This is a genomic window from Plantactinospora sp. CA-294935 (assembly GCF_050936445.1).
In the GTDB taxonomy this organism is placed as follows: domain Bacteria; phylum Actinomycetota; class Actinomycetes; order Mycobacteriales; family Micromonosporaceae; genus Plantactinospora.
Genome location: NZ_JBNJMU010000001.1, coordinates 3,769,247 through 3,782,695 on the forward strand (window position 1 = coordinate 3,769,247; position 13,449 = coordinate 3,782,695).

Consider the following 13,449-nt stretch of genomic DNA (forward strand, 5'->3'; position numbering starts at 1 on the left):
ACCAGGGTCCGGGTGGGCGGTTCCACCGGATTTCGCGCCGCTCCGGCGACATTGACCAGCCTCGCTACCCTTCGGTCATGTCACTCGGCGTGGTCCGGGCCGCCGCCATGGCGCTCGGCATCGTTGCCTTCCTGAGCCGGTTCGTGGTGGCCCGGTGGGTGGAACCGGTGACCGACCGGATCGAACCCTCCGGCCTGGGCCTGCTGGTCCAGTTGCTGGCGCTGGTCGTCGCCGTGGGGATGCCGCTCGTCGTCTTCACCCGGGTCGTCGCGCCGCTGCGGCTGCGTCCCGCCACCTTCCAGGTCGACACTGCGGCCCGCCGGTTCGTCGTCGGGGCGTTCCCCCGCTTTCAGGGGATCCTGACGATCATGACGCTCTGGGGAGCAGCAGGGTTCGTCGTGGTCGAGCGCGGACCGGAGCGGGTAGGGCTCGGCTTCAACGAATGGCCGTCCCAGACGTACCACCTGGTCCTGTTCGCCGTCGTCGTCGGATGTGCGCTGGCCATGCCGTTCGTCCAGCGGGCGGGTCTCGTGCTGGACCCGACCGGGATCTCCGTGCGCGGGGCCCGGGGCGACACCACCATCGACTGGGACGAGCTGGCGCCCGGCGGACCACCGCGACCGGCGCCGGTCAGCCCCCACATCACGCTCTACCGCCGGGGCTGGCATCCGTGGTCGGGCCGCCCACCGCGTACCGAGGAACTGCCGGTCGGGCAGTTGAACGTGCAACCCGACTTCCTCGCCTCGGTGATCCGGGAGTACGTCGCACATCCGTCGTTCCGCGCCGGGATCGGCACCGCGACCGAACTGGCCCGGCTGCACGCCGACCTTCCCACCCGACCCGCCGACCTTCCCACCCGACCCGACGGCCGGTCCGGAGCCAGCGACACCCCGCCCGGTCGGCTCAACTGATGCCGAGGCCGGCCAGGCTCACGGCGGTGGCGGCGGCGATGTCGGCGATCCGGCGGTAGTCGAGGGTATCGGGGGTGTCGCTGGGCTGGTGGTAGTACGGGTTGCGGAAGTCGGCGGTGTCGGTGATCTGGATCGCCGGTACGCCGATGTCCCAGAACGGCTGGTGGTCGCTGCGCGCGAAGTGCTCGGTGCTCGGCAGGTACCGGCGCAGCAGCGGGCCGGCGAGGCGCAGGTCGAGCGCGTCCCGGGCCAGTAGCGCCGTACCGGGTCCGGCCAGCTGGGTCAGGCACTCGGCGAAGAGCCGGGCCAGCCGCCCCGCCGACTGCCGGTACGCCACCAGCGTCCAGTCGCCGCGCCAGCCGCGCTGCCGGATCCGGCGGCGCTGTCCCGGGTAGACCAGCCCGGCACCGGACGGCAGCACCTGGCTGCCGGGCAGGGCCGAGTAGAACCCGATGCACTCGAAGACCACGACCGCGGCGGGGCGGCCGAGCGTACCCAACTCGCCGGCAAGCGCCCGCGAGCCGTGCAGCCCGGTCTCCTCCTCGTCGAAGACGGCCAGCCGGACGTGCCGGGCCAGCCCGAGTTCCGGCAGTATCCGGGCGAGTTCCAGCAGGCAGGCCACCCCGGAGGCGTTGTCGTCGGCACCGGGACTGCCCGGCACGGTGTCCAGGTGCGCGCCGATCAGCACCGTCGGCCGGCGCGGGTGTGTGCCCTCCTCGGTCGGTGGCTCGGCGAGCAGGTTGACCCCGGCGAGCGAGTCGCCCGGCACGGTGAACTCCCGCCGGTCGACCCGCCAGCCGGCCCGCTCCAGCTCCCCGGCCACGTACGACTCGGCCCTGGTCATCGCCGGTGCCGCGTGGTAGCGACCGCGTGGCGCGTCCAGCCGCTCCACGTGCCGGCGCAGCCGCGCCTCGTCGACGCCGGTTCGTACCGTGGCCAGCCGCTCGGCCGTCGCGGGTGGCAGCGGGCGCAGTCGTGGCTGGGCGGTGAGGAGCATCCATGCCTCCGTAGGCAACGTCGCCGGTACCGTCCCCTGCGATCATGGCTGCCCGCCGCAACCCGCGATCGATGCCGGCACGGCACCGCAGCTCGGCGGCGCGGAACGGATGACCGGTCGGTGTCGGTGGCCCCTGTTAGGTTGCCGGCGTCGGTCGTCGCCTGGTCGGCGGGGCGCGGCGGGTCGCGCCACGGCGACCGGGGAGACGGAGGGGCCGGCATGGGGATCGTCGCGCTGCGGCCGGTGCGGGACGCGGACCTCGACGCGCTCTTCGCGCAGTCACGTGACCCGGTGTCGGTCCGGATGGCGGCCTTCACCAGTGAGGACCCCGACGACCGGGCGGCCTTCGACGCGCGGCTGGCCCGGCTGCGCGGCTCCGCCGACGTGGTGCTGTTGGCGGTCACCTGGAACGACGCGCTGGTCGGCAGCGTCGGCAGCTTCGTCGTCGACGGCGACACCGAGATCACCTACTGGATCGACCGGAGGGTCTGGGGGCGCGGCATCGCGAGCGCGGCGCTGGCGCTCCTCCTCGACCTGGTCACCGTCCGGCCGCTGCACGCCCGGGTCGCCAGCGACAACGCCGGCTCCCTTCGGGTACTCCGCAAGGCCGGCTTCGAGGTCGTCGGAGTCGAGACCTCCTTCGCCAACGCACGGCAGGCCGAGATCGAGGAGACCCTGCTGCGCCTGGACCAGTGCCCCGTCTTTGACGGTTGACCCGACCTCGCCGATCGGTCGATCCGAACGGCACCTCGTGCGCCGTCTCGGCAACCCCGGCTTTCCGTGCCCCGCCTGTGCACCCAGCTCGACAGTCCACGCACCGACCGCCTACTCCCCGGTCGGCCGTCGGGTCGGTCATCCCCATTGGCCGGCCGCACCGGCCGGGAGTCGGCGGATCTCGTCCTTTCTGGCATTGAATTGCATCGGTCGGAGGGCTTGGTTTGTCGTCCGTGTCTCAGTGACGGCGACACGGACTGCGGTGAATAGCTGAGGGTTAACTGCCCGGCGTCGCATAGTGACCGAACGATCCGGTGCTGCGGACGGGATGCTGTGGCAATCTCTCGGGCGTGCTCGTTCCGGTCACGCCAGATTCAGTACGGAGACAGTGATGACCTCTCCCGATCACCCCGGCCAACAGTCGCATTCTCAGCCAACCGATCCATACGCCTCGTACGCATCCGGTCCTCCGACCACGCCATTCGGGTCGGCGTCGCCGCAGCCCGGCCCTCCGCAACCGCCGTTCGGATATCCAGGGCCCCCGCAACGGAGATCCAGCGGCAGACGTTGGCTGATTCCGAGCCTGATCGGCGGCGGTATCGCGCTCGTGCTGTGCTGCGGTGGTGCAATGATCGCGGCGGGCTCGGATCCGCAGCAGACCAGTGAGGTGGGCAAGGCATCCGGCTCCGACCCAACGCCAACCGGCTCCGCTGGGTCGACCGCCGAGCCGACGCCGGCTGCGCCCACGTCGCGGGCGGCCGCAGCCGAGCCGGAGCCCGAGGCGACGGTGAAGGTCTACCGGACTGGCCAGCGAGTGCGTGGTGGGGACTTCGAGTTCATCGTGCACAGCGTCAAGTGCGGTATATCGCAGGTCGGCGACTCGTTCCTCAAGAAGAAGGCGCAGGGTACGTTCTGTCGTGTCGTCGTCTCCGCAAAGAACGTCACCAAGAAGGCGCACATGTTCCACGCCGACGGCACGGTGACCGCGCGCGACAGTCGCGGCCGGGAATACGAGGCGGACGGCGAAGCGAATATCTACGGCAATCCAGGTGGCGCCGGATTCCTCGACGAGATCAACCCCGGAAACTCTGTCCGAGCCTCCGTCTATTTCGACGTGCCGAAGGGTACGAAACTTTCGAAGATCGTCTTTGACGCGGGACTGTTCACCCTGGCTGAGGACGCCGTCGTCTCGCTGTGAAAGAGGCGAGCCTTCGGCGTACCGGGCGGTCAGCCGAACAGTGCCGGGCGGGTCAGCCGAACAGTGCCGTCGCCTCGGCGACCGAGGCGCCGGACCGGACCGCCGAACGCAGCTTCGGCAGTGTCTCCGGCATCCCGAAGGCCAGTGCGGCGCTGAGTCGGCCGCCGGTGTGGCGTACGGCGACGAACCGTTCGCCGTCCGGGGCCCGGTGCAGCACACTGCTCTCGTCGTCCGGTCCGGCCAGCCCGACGAGCTGCACCTTCAGCCCGTAGTGGTCGGTCCAGACGTACGGCGTAGCGGCGGTGACCCGGCGCGCGGCGGGCGGCCGGACCAGGTTGTACGCCACGATCCCGGCCTGCTCGACCGCGCTGGTCCAGTGCTCGACCCGGCGTGGTTCGGTGTGCCCGGCGACCGGCCACCGGGCCACGTCGCCGACCGCCCAGATCGCCGGGTTGCCGGTGGAGACGCCGGTACCGTGGCAGCGGATCCCGTCGGTCAGTTCCAGCGAACTTCCGGGTAGCCAGCCGGTGTTCGGCAGTACGCCGATCCCGACCACCACCAGGTCGGCGTCGAGCAGCGTGCCGTCGTCGAGTTCGACCGCCCTGACCCGGTCACCCCCGTGCACGGCCCGGACGGCGTGTCCGGTGTGGAACCGGACGCCGTGCCGGCGGTGCAGGTCGAGCAGGGCGGTGCCGGCGAGCGTACCGAGTTGGGCGGCGAGCGGGTCGGGGCGGGGCTCGACCACGGTGACCGGCAGCCCGCGCCGGGCGGCGGCCGAGGCGAGTTCGGTGCCGATGAAACCCGCCCCGACCACCACGACCCGGGGAGCGGTGTCGAAGGCGTCCCGGATCGCCACCGCGTCGTCGAGCCGGCGCAGGTCGTGCACGCCGGTGGTCGGGGTCGGGAACGGCCAGGGCCGGGGTGTCGCCCCGGTCGCCACCACCAGGGCGTCGTAACCGATCCGCGTACCGGAGCCGAGCACGACTGTCCGCGCGTCTTCGTCGAGGGCCACGGCCGGGTCGCCGAGCAACACCTCGATGCCCCGCCCGGCGAGCTGCTCGGAGCTGGCCAGCCGGGTCCGGTCCGGGGCCCAGTCGCCGAGCAGCACCTGCTTGGACAGCGGTGGCCGGTCGTACGGCAGCCAGGGCTCGGCACCGACCAGGGTGACGCCGCCGGTGAAGCCGGCCCGGCGCAGGCCCAGCGCGGTCCGGACCCCGGCCAGCGACGCGCCGACCACCACGACCCGGTCCGGTTGCTGGTCGACCCCGGCCTGTCCGGCGGTCACGCCGGGCCGACCTCGATGGCCTGGGCCGGGCAGAGGAACTGGGCGTCCGCCAGGTCGTCGGCGAGGTCGTCGCCGGCTTCGGGCAGGTGGTCGAGGTCGCCGCCGTCGGTGAACCGGAACACCGACGGGACCCGTTCGACGCACTGGCCGTGCAGCTCGCAGTGCGTCCGGTCCACCGCCACCCGCAGGGTCACGACGGCTCCCCGGTTGGCCGGAACACCAGCCGGGCCGGCAGCGAGGTCGGGCCGTGGTTGATGAAGCTGGCCAGGTACGGCACCTCGTCCCGAGGGGTGAGCAGGGTGATCCCGGCGACCCGGTCGAGCAGCGTCTCGACCACCACGACTCCCTCCAGCCGGGCCAGCGAGGAGCCGATGCAGGCGTGCGGGCCCTTGCCGAAGGCCAGGTGCGCCGAGGCGTTGGGCCGGTCGAGCTTGAGGTGCGGGCACTGCTCCCAGGCGGCGGGGTCCCGGTTGGCGGCCTGGTAGAGCACCAGCAGCCGGGAGCCGGCCGGGATCTCGGTGCCGCCGACCACCGAGTCTTGCAACGCGAGCCGGTAGAAGCCCTGGATCGGCGATTCGAGCCGCAGCGACTCCTCGACGAACCGGGGGATCAGCGCCGGTTCGGCCCGGAGCCGGTCGGCGAGCCCGTCAATCTCGGCGAGCAGCTTCATGCTGCTGGCCAGGTGGTGGGTGGTGGTGATGTTGCCGGCGATCAGCAGCTCGATGGTGAAGCTGACGGCCTCGCGGCGGGTCAGTTCGCCGGCCCGGTCCGCCGCGACGATGGTGGAGAGGACGTCGTCGCCGGCCCGGCCGTCGTGCCGGTTCATCAGCTCGTCCATGTAGCCGGTGAACTCCCGCTGCACCCGGTCCCGCTTCTCCGGGTCGGCGGCGTGCCCGCCGAGCGACCCGGTGATCTCCTCGGACCAGGCCCGGAACTTGTCCACGTCGTCGGCGGGTACTCCGAGCAGCGCGCTGATCACCCGTACCGGCAGCGGAGCGGCGATCCGTTCGACCAGGTCGACGGTGTCGGCGTCGCGCAGCGCGTCGACGTGCTGTTCGGCGATCCGCCGCACCACCGGCTCCCAGCTACGCACCTGGGACGGGGTGAAGGCGCGGTTGACGATGGAGCGCCGGGTGGCGTGCACCGGGTCGTCGGAGAGCAGCAGCAGCGGGCGGAGCCGGTTGGGGTCGTCGGTCGGTGACGGTGGCGGATTTCCGACAGTGATGGTCGAGGAGAACCGCTTGGCGTCCCGGAGTACCCGGCTGACGTCGTCGTGACCGGCGACCACGTACGCGTTCACCTCGGGGGCGAAATGCACGCCTTTCGCCCGTAGCTCGTCGTAGACGGAACCCGGGTCCCGGAGCGCGTCCGGGGCGAGTCCTACCAGGTCGGCCAGTGACATGGAACAATCTCCCATCGACCAACGGCGCGATCTGCTCGGAATCTGCGCCGGAGTTGCGGAGCACCCCCGGTGCTGGCGCTCGAACGCGTCGCGACGCCGGGTCGTGGGTAGCGCGGGTGGCCGGTGCTCTCCGGCAGAAACCTACGTCGCGAGTCTGCACAGTAGCAAGACCCTGGCTATTATTCCGCCATGAAGAATGAGCCGGCCGTTCCGCCGTATCACATCGCCTCGGTCGACCACGCCCTGCGGCTCCTGCTGCTGCTGAAGACCAAGCCGAGCATCCGGGTCGCCGAGGCGGCCGACGAGCTGAACGTCGCCCGCTCCACCGCGCACCGGCTGCTGGCCATGCTCGTCTACCGTGGTTTCGCGGCGCAGAACCCGACCACCCGGGCGTACCACCCGGGGCCGGTGCTGATCGAGGTCGGGATGGGCGCGCTGTCCAAGCTCGACGTCCGGCGCAAGGCCCGGCCGTACCTGGAGCGCCTGGTGGCGACGACCGGCGAGACCGCCAGCCTGCAGATCCTGGAGGGCAACCACGTCCGGTTCGTGGACTCGGTCGAGTCGGCGAACGCCGTCCGGGTCGCCTCCCGGGCCGGGGTCAGCCTGCCGGCGCACGCCTCGTCCGGCGGCAAGGTGCTGCTCGCCGGCATGTCGCTGGAGGCGGTGCAGCGGCTCTATCCGCACGAGAAGCTGGAGCAGGTGACCGAGGCGACCAACACCGACCGGGCCACCCTGTTCGAGGAGTTGGCCGAGGCCAGGGCGCAGGGTTACTCGGTCAACCACGGGGAGAGCGAGCCGGGGCTGGTGGCGGTGGGCGTACCGTTGCCGGATCGCAGCGGCATCCCGGTCGCCTCGCTGACCATCGCCGGACCGACCGCCCGGATGGGGCCGGAAGGGGTGAACCGGGCCGTCGAGGCGCTCCGGGAGGCGGCGAAGGAGCTGAGCGAGAGCCTCTACCGCTGAGTGGGAGCGCCTCTACCGCTGACCGGGAGTGCCGCCGCCGCTGACCGGGAGCGCCATTGCCGCTGAGCTGGACTGTTCCGCTGATCAGAATAATCATCCCTGCTATTCCCTGGAGCGATGCATCGGGGCTAGCGTGTGAGCACTGCGTGGTCGCACCCGGCGTCGTCGCCGCCGTGCCCGGGCCTGCACCCGGGCGCGCTGCCGGCGGCGCCGACGGCGACCGGCAGGCCACCGCGGTTCCCACCACCCCGGGGAGAGGCACATGTTCATCGACGTCCACGGCCACGTCAGCGCGCCGAGCGAGCTGTACGCGTACAAGGCAGGCCTGCTGTCGCACCGCGGCGCGCACGGCCGGGGCGGCGCGGGGATCAGCGACGACCGGCTCCGGGCCGCGCTGCACGAGCCGAACCCGAGCTTCGGCGGCGAATCCCACCTGGCGCACCTGGCCGCCGCCGGGATCGACATCCAGCTCATCTCGCCCCGGCCGTACCAGTCGATGCACAGCGAGTCGCCGGCCTTCCTGGTCGACTGGTTCACCGCCGAGACCAACGACGTCATCCACCGGGTCTGCCAACTGGAACCCGGGCTGTTCCGGGGCGTCGCCGGGCTGCCGCAGAGCATGGAGACCGACCCCGCCGCCTGGACCCGCGAGCTGCGCCGCTGCGTCCAGGAACTCGGCTTCGTCGGCGCGATGCTCAACCCCGACCCGTACGAGGGGACCCGCCAGCCGCCCGGGCTCGGCGACCGGTTCTGGTACCCGGTCTGGGAGGCGCTCTGCGAACTCGACGTACCAGCGCTGATCCACTCGGCCGGCTGCCGCGCGCCGGCCCGGGAGAGCTACTCGCTGCACTTCATCCAGGAGGAGACGCTCGCCGTCATCGGCCTGGTGCAGTCCAGCGTCTTCACCGACTTCCCCGACCTGAAGATCATCGTCTCGCACGGCGGCGGCGCCATCCCCTACCAGCGGGGCCGGTTCGCCCCGGGCGCGCTGCGTAAGGGCCAGCGCTTCGAGGACAACCTGCGCAGGCTCTGGTACGACACCTGCCTCTACACCCGCGACTCCATCGAGCTGCTGCTCAAGGCGGTCGGGGTGGACCGGTGCCTGTTCGGCACCGAGAAGCCGGGCACCGGTTCGATGCGCGACCCGGAGACCGGACGCTGGATCGACGACATCCACCTGTTGATCAACGACATCGAGTGGCTGGACGACAAGCAGCGGACCCAGCTCTTCGAGACCAACGCCCGCGAGCTGTTCCGGCTGTAGCCGGGACGCCGCACGCGGAGAGGAGCAGCCATGGCAGAGATCGTGGTGGGGATCGGCACCTCGCACGGGCCGCTGCTGAACACCCCGCCGGACCAGTGGGAGCAGCGGGCCGCCGCCGACCGGCGCAACCCGGCGCTGGCGTTCCGGGGCGAGGACTACACCTTCGCGCAGCTCGCCGAGGTGCGCGAGGACTTCACCGCCGAGAACACCCCGGAGGAGCGCCGGGCGCGGCACAAGCGCTGCCGGGAGGCGATCGACGCGCTCGGCGACGTGGTCCGGGCCGCCGAGCCGGACGTACTGGTGGTGGTCAGCAGCGACCACAAGGAGACCTTCACCGACGAACTGTTGCCGCAGTTCGCCTTCTACTACGGCGCCACCATGCGGCACGAGCCGTTCAAGCCGGAGCACCTGGCGGCGATGCCACCCGGCCTGGCCATCGCCGAGGTGGCGAACGTGCCGGCCGAGAGCACCATCCGGCGCTGCCACCCCGAGCTGGCCCTGCACCTGATCCGCTCGACCAGCGAGCAGGGCTTCGACCCGAGCGCGTCCAAGGAACTGCCGGCCGGCAAGTACGGCGACCACGGCATCCCGCACGGCTGGGGTTTCGTCTACCAGAACATCCTGGGCGGCTCCGGCGACATCCCGTTCGTGCCGCTCTTCGTCAACACGTTCTGGGAGCCGAACCCGCCGAGCGCGGCCCGGTGCTGGCAGTTCGGCCTGGCGCTGGGCCGGGCGATCGCGTCCTTCCCCGGCGACCTCCGGGTCGGGCTGGCCGCCTCCGGCGGGCTGAGCCACTTCGTGGTGGACGAGGAACTGGACCGGGCCTTCCTCGACGCGCTGCTCCGGGACGACGGCGAATATCTCGGTGCACTGCCGGCGTCGCTGCTCCGGTCCGGCACCTCCGAGCTGCGCAACTGGATCGTGGTCGCCGGCGCGCTGCGGGGCAGCGGGTTGACTCCCCGGGTGGTCGACTACCAGCCCTGCTACCGCTCGTCGGCCGGCACCGGCAACGCGATGGGCTTCGTGGCCTGGGAGTCCGGCGTCCCGGCCGGTGCGGCATGACCGGCGCCACCGTGGGTACGACCGACGCGCTCCGGGACCGGATCGCCCGGCTGGACAGTTGCGCGCTCTCCGACGCACTGGACACCCTCGGGCTGGCCGGGGCGACCACCGGAATCCATCCACTCTGGCCGGTCCGGGAGGCGGTGGTGGGTACGGTCCGCACCGTACGGGCCGGACCCCGCCGGGACGGTCAGCCGGCCGCGCACATCGCGGCGGCGGCGGTCGACTCCGCCGGCCCCGGCCAGATACTCGTGATCGCCAACGACGGCCGGCTCGACGTCTCCTGCTGGGGCGGAATCCTGGCCCTGGCCGCCACCCGGCGCGGCATCGGCGGCGTGGTGATCGACGGTGCCTGCCGGGACATCGGCGAGAGCGAGGAACTCGACCTCCCGGTCTTCGGCCGGGCGGTGGTGCCGGTCAGCGCCCGGGGCCGGATCGTGCAGCTCGGCATGGACGAGCGGATCGACGTGGCGGGCGTACCGGTGCAGACCGGGGACTGGGTCGTCGCGGACCGCAACGGGGTGGTCTTCGTGCCTGCCGCCGGGGCGGACCGGGTCGTCGCGCTCGCCGAGCGCATCGTCCGGCGCGAGGAGGGCATGGCCGAGGCGGTCCGGGCCGGTAAGCCCGTCGACCAGGTGATGCACGACAGCAGGTTCCCCTCGGTGGAGGAGTGACGGTGGCGCGGGACAGATCGACTCGGGCGGGACGTCCCGGGCACCGGGCAGCGAAGCGGAGTGCCGGCATGAGCGAGCGTAGCGAGCGAATCAGCCAGCTCAGTGCGGATGTGCCTCATGACGGCACGCAGCGAAGCGGAGTGCTGGCATGAGCCACCCCCTGGCGGCGTACTCGACCGCGACCGTCTCCGACGCGCTCGACCGGCTCGGCCGCCCCGGCAGCCTGCTCGGCATCGCACCGCTCGCCGACGGTGCCCGGCTCTGTGGACGCGCCTTCACCGTCCGGTACGTCACCGCCGGTCACCCGGCCGGCAGCGTCGGCGACTATCTCGATGACGTGGCGCCCGGACAGGTGGTGGTGCTGGACAACGGCGGGCGTACCGACTGCACGGTCTGGGGAGACATCCTCACCGCGATGGCACACCACCGGGGCGTGGCCGGCACGGTGATCGATGGGGTCTGCCGGGACGTCGCCCGGGCGTTCGAGGTGGGCTACCCGATCTACTCCCGGGGTCGGTTCATGCGGACCGGCAAGGACCGGGTCGAGGTCTCCGACGTCGGCCGGCCGGTGACGGTCGGTGGGGTGCAGGTGGCCGCCGGGCAACTGCTGCTCGGCGACGCCGACGGCGTACTGGCGGTGCCGCCGGACGTCGAGGACGAGGTGCTGGCGCTGGCCGGTCGGATCCACGCCACCGAGGAGGCGATCGTGGCCGAGATCCTGGCCGGGACCAGCCTGGCCGAGGCCCGCCGCCGGCACGGCTACCACCAGCTACAACGCCGGGTGGAGGCCTGATGTCGACGCCGGCCGGGCCGACGACAGGCACCGGGCAGGCCGTCTCCGACGAGGTGGCGGCGGAACTGCTCGGGCTCGGCACCGCCACCGTCTACGAGGCGTCGCGGCTCGACTGCTTCCTGCCGTACACCCTGCGGCCGGCCTGGCCCGGGGCCCGGCTGGCCGGTCCGGCGCTGCCGGTGCGGACCGCGGCGGCCGACAACCTGCCGCTGCACATCGCCGTCGAGGCCGCCCGGCCCGGCCAGGTGCTGGTGGTGGCCGCCCAGGGCGAGCCGTGCGGCTACTGGGGCGAGGTGCTCACCGTCGCCGCGCAGCAGCGCGGCATCGGAGGGCTGGTGATCGACGGCGGGGTCCGGGACACCGCCGCGCTCGCCGCCCGCGACTTCCCGACGTTCAGCAGTTCGGTCGCGGTGCGCGGCACGGTCAAGGCCGATCCGGGTACGGTCGGCGCCCCGATCGTGCTCGGCGGGGTCACCGTGTACGACGGCGACCTGGTCCTCGCCGACTCCGACGGTGTACTCGTGCTCCCCGCCGACCGGGTCGACGCGGTGCTCGACGCCGCCCGGCAGCGCCAGGCCGACGAGCTGCGCTATCTCGACCGGATCCGGCGGGGCGAACTGACCCTGGACATCTACCGGCTGCGCGACCGGTACGCCGCCGACTGACCGCACCCGCGTACCTCCACCCGGTCGGCCATGGGCCGTCCGGGCGGTGCCGGTTCGGCCGGACCGAGCACAGTGGCCGGCGGCGCTCGGCACCTGGTCAGGGCAAGTGTTCCGGGTTGCAGAATCTCTACTCCATCTCTTCCGGTAATTAGAATCGTGGCTACGATGACAGGCATGTCCATGACGATTCCGACCGACGTCGCGGCGCCGGTGCTCGTCGTCGGGGCCGGTCCGGTCGGCGTGACCGCCGCCGCGGAGTTGGTGCGGCACGGTGTGCCGGTCGTGCTGATCGAGGCCGAACCCGAGCCGAAGACCGACTGGCGGGCGTCGACCTTCCACCCGCCGACCCTGGAACTCCTCGGCGAACTCGGCATCGTCGACCAGATGATCGCCGAGGGCCTGGTGGTGCCCCGGTTCCAGCACCGGGACCGGGACGCCGGCCTGGTCGCCGAGTTCGACTTCGGCCTGCTCCGCGACGAGACCGCCCATCCGTACCGGTTGCAGCTCAACCAGCAGCACCTGGTCCGGATGCTGGTCGGGCGGCTGCGGGCGGCGGAATCGGCCCGGCTCGTCTTCGGCGCCCGGGTGCTCGGCGTACGCGAGGTCGACGGCGGGGTGGCGGTCACGGTCCGGACCGGCGAGGGCGAGACCGAGATCCGCGGATCACACCTGATCGGCGCGGACGGCGCGAACAGCACCGTCCGGCAGACCCTCGGCATCGGCTTCGAGGGGCACACCTATCCCGAGCGGTTCCTGATCGTCAGCACCTCGGTCGACCTGCGCGAACTGATCCCCGGGCTGGCCGACGTGAACTACGTGGCGGACCCCCGGGAGTGGCTGTTCCTGTTGCACACCAGGGAATCCTGGCGGGCGGTCTATCCGGTGCCGGTCGACCAGCCGCGCGAGGTGGCGCTCGACCCGGCCACCCTCCAGACGCAGCTCCAGAAGATCGCGCCCCGGGCCGAGGACTATCCGATCGTCGACCGGCAGATTTACAACGTGCACCAGCGGGTGGCCGACACCTTCCGGCTGGGCAACGTGGTGATCGTCGGCGACGCCGCGCACATCAACAGCCCGGTCGGCGGGGTCGGCCTGAACAGCGGCATCCACGACGCGATGGACGTGGTGCGCCGGCTGGTCCGGATCAGGGCCGGCGCGGACGCCGAGGCGGAGCTGACCGCGTTCGCGACGGTGCGCCGGAGGGTCGCGCTCGACTACGTCCAGGCGGACACGCACCGCAACACCGAGCGGCTCAAGGAGACCGATCCGGCACGTCGCCGGGCCAACCAGGACGAGCTGCGGGCCATCACCGCCGACCCGGACCGGCACCGGAGCTGGGTCCGCCGGGCGTCGCTGCTGGAGAGCGTACGGCGGTTCGGCATCGCCCGCCTCCCGGAGGCGACGTCCGGTTCCCCGGAGACGTTCGCCGGTTCCCCGGAGACGCTCGCCGGCTCCCCGGAGGCGACCGCGACCGACCGTCCCGAACCGGCCAGCGCCGCATGACGCACATCGACCACACCG

General features: G+C 72.1%; 14 protein-coding genes. 10 read left to right on the forward strand and 4 right to left on the reverse strand.

The features are described 5' to 3' along the window. Positions 1–77: 77 nt before the first annotated feature. Positions 78–911, forward strand: coding sequence for a hypothetical protein (locus tag ACQEVC_RS16940; protein ID WP_432878308.1), 834 nt, complete (start codon positions 78–80; stop codon positions 909–911). Here ACQEVC_RS16940 and ACQEVC_RS16945 read toward each other — a convergent pair. Beyond that, entirely contained in the window at positions 904–1,908 is a 1,005-nt protein-coding gene (locus ACQEVC_RS16945; RefSeq protein WP_432878311.1) for a M20/M25/M40 family metallo-hydrolase, read from the reverse strand. The genes ACQEVC_RS16940 and ACQEVC_RS16945 overlap by 8 nt on opposite strands. A 219-nt stretch (positions 1,909–2,127) precedes the next feature. On the opposite strand from ACQEVC_RS16945, the gene ACQEVC_RS16950 reads away from it, so the two are divergent. Together ACQEVC_RS16950 and ACQEVC_RS16955 are read left to right on the forward strand one after the other, a co-directional pair. Next, entirely contained in the window at positions 2,128–2,622 is a 495-nt protein-coding gene (locus ACQEVC_RS16950) for a GNAT family N-acetyltransferase (RefSeq protein ID WP_432878313.1), read from the forward strand. Between the two features lie 628 nt (positions 2,623–3,250). Further along, positions 3,251–3,820, forward strand: coding sequence for a DUF4352 domain-containing protein (locus ACQEVC_RS16955; RefSeq protein ID WP_432878316.1), 570 nt, complete (start codon positions 3,251–3,253; stop codon positions 3,818–3,820). 52 nt (positions 3,821–3,872) lie between these two features. Here ACQEVC_RS16955 and ACQEVC_RS16960 read toward each other — a convergent pair whose 3' ends face one another. Genes ACQEVC_RS16960 through ACQEVC_RS16970 form a run of 3 tightly spaced genes read right to left on the reverse strand, consistent with a single transcriptional unit; the run spans position 3,873 to position 6,507 of the window. Then, positions 3,873–5,105, reverse strand: a complete 1,233-nt coding sequence (locus tag ACQEVC_RS16960) for an NAD(P)/FAD-dependent oxidoreductase (RefSeq protein WP_432878318.1) — start codon at positions 5,103–5,105, stop codon at positions 3,873–3,875. Next, on the reverse strand, positions 5,102–5,299 hold the full coding sequence (locus ACQEVC_RS16965) for a ferredoxin (protein ID WP_432878320.1): 198 nt from the start codon (positions 5,297–5,299) through the stop codon (positions 5,102–5,104). The genes ACQEVC_RS16960 and ACQEVC_RS16965 overlap by 4 nt, the downstream gene beginning before the upstream one ends. After that, positions 5,296–6,507 (reverse strand): cytochrome P450, encoded by a 1,212-nt coding sequence (locus ACQEVC_RS16970; RefSeq protein ID WP_432878322.1) that lies wholly within the window; start codon positions 6,505–6,507, stop codon positions 5,296–5,298. Before ACQEVC_RS16970 ends, ACQEVC_RS16965 begins: the two co-directional genes overlap by 4 nt. A gap of 189 nt (positions 6,508–6,696) precedes the next feature. On the opposite strand from ACQEVC_RS16970, the gene ACQEVC_RS16975 reads away from it, so the two are divergent. From ACQEVC_RS16975 to ACQEVC_RS17005, 7 genes are all read left to right on the forward strand, one after another. Then, a complete protein-coding gene (locus ACQEVC_RS16975) occupies positions 6,697–7,470 on the forward strand; it encodes an IclR family transcriptional regulator (RefSeq protein ID WP_432878324.1) in 774 nt (257 codons plus the stop codon). A 262-nt stretch (positions 7,471–7,732) separates the two neighbouring features. After that, on the forward strand, positions 7,733–8,734 hold the full coding sequence (locus ACQEVC_RS16980; protein ID WP_432878327.1) for an amidohydrolase family protein: 1,002 nt from the start codon (positions 7,733–7,735) through the stop codon (positions 8,732–8,734). A 30-nt stretch (positions 8,735–8,764) separates the two neighbouring features. Further along, positions 8,765–9,796: a hypothetical protein gene (locus ACQEVC_RS16985; protein ID WP_432878330.1), complete on the forward strand. Its 1,032-nt coding sequence runs from the start codon at positions 8,765–8,767 to the stop codon at positions 9,794–9,796. Beyond that, complete coding sequence (locus tag ACQEVC_RS16990; protein ID WP_432878333.1) at positions 9,793–10,470, forward strand: RraA family protein; 678 nt, start codon at positions 9,793–9,795, stop codon at positions 10,468–10,470. The genes ACQEVC_RS16985 and ACQEVC_RS16990 overlap by 4 nt, the downstream gene beginning before the upstream one ends. Positions 10,471–10,618: 148 nt before the next feature. Next, entirely contained in the window at positions 10,619–11,263 is a 645-nt protein-coding gene (locus ACQEVC_RS16995) for an RraA family protein (protein ID WP_432878336.1), read from the forward strand. Then, complete coding sequence (locus tag ACQEVC_RS17000; protein ID WP_432878339.1) at positions 11,263–11,928, forward strand: 4-carboxy-4-hydroxy-2-oxoadipate aldolase/oxaloacetate decarboxylase; 666 nt, start codon at positions 11,263–11,265, stop codon at positions 11,926–11,928. The genes ACQEVC_RS16995 and ACQEVC_RS17000 overlap by 1 nt, the downstream gene beginning before the upstream one ends. A gap of 174 nt (positions 11,929–12,102) precedes the next feature. Then, positions 12,103–13,431 (forward strand): FAD-dependent oxidoreductase, encoded by a 1,329-nt coding sequence (locus ACQEVC_RS17005; protein WP_432878342.1) that lies wholly within the window; start codon positions 12,103–12,105, stop codon positions 13,429–13,431. Positions 13,432–13,449: the final 18 nt, after the last annotated feature.

Excerpts from the sequence above, each read along its gene's own strand:
- ACQEVC_RS16980 (WP_432878327.1), top strand. The coding sequence starts at position 7,733 with ATGTTCATCGACGTCCACGGCCACGTCAGCGCGCCGAGCGAGCTGTAC.
- ACQEVC_RS16970 (WP_432878322.1), bottom strand. The coding sequence starts at position 6,507 with ATGTCACTGGCCGACCTGGTAGGACTCGCCCCGGACGCGCTCCGGGAC.
- ACQEVC_RS17005 (WP_432878342.1), top strand. The coding sequence starts at position 12,103 with ATGTCCATGACGATTCCGACCGACGTCGCGGCGCCGGTGCTCGTCGTC.
- ACQEVC_RS16995 (WP_432878336.1), top strand. The coding sequence starts at position 10,619 with ATGAGCCACCCCCTGGCGGCGTACTCGACCGCGACCGTCTCCGACGCG.
- ACQEVC_RS16985 (WP_432878330.1), top strand. The coding sequence starts at position 8,765 with ATGGCAGAGATCGTGGTGGGGATCGGCACCTCGCACGGGCCGCTGCTG.
- ACQEVC_RS16955 (WP_432878316.1), top strand. The coding sequence starts at position 3,251 with ATGATCGCGGCGGGCTCGGATCCGCAGCAGACCAGTGAGGTGGGCAAG.
- ACQEVC_RS16940 (WP_432878308.1), top strand. The coding sequence starts at position 78 with ATGTCACTCGGCGTGGTCCGGGCCGCCGCCATGGCGCTCGGCATCGTT.
- ACQEVC_RS16975 (WP_432878324.1), top strand. The coding sequence starts at position 6,697 with ATGAAGAATGAGCCGGCCGTTCCGCCGTATCACATCGCCTCGGTCGAC.
- ACQEVC_RS16945 (WP_432878311.1), bottom strand. The coding sequence starts at position 1,908 with ATGCTCCTCACCGCCCAGCCACGACTGCGCCCGCTGCCACCCGCGACG.
- ACQEVC_RS16950 (WP_432878313.1), top strand. The coding sequence starts at position 2,128 with ATGGGGATCGTCGCGCTGCGGCCGGTGCGGGACGCGGACCTCGACGCG.
- ACQEVC_RS16990 (WP_432878333.1), top strand. The coding sequence starts at position 9,793 with ATGACCGGCGCCACCGTGGGTACGACCGACGCGCTCCGGGACCGGATC.
- ACQEVC_RS17000 (WP_432878339.1), top strand. The coding sequence starts at position 11,263 with ATGTCGACGCCGGCCGGGCCGACGACAGGCACCGGGCAGGCCGTCTCC.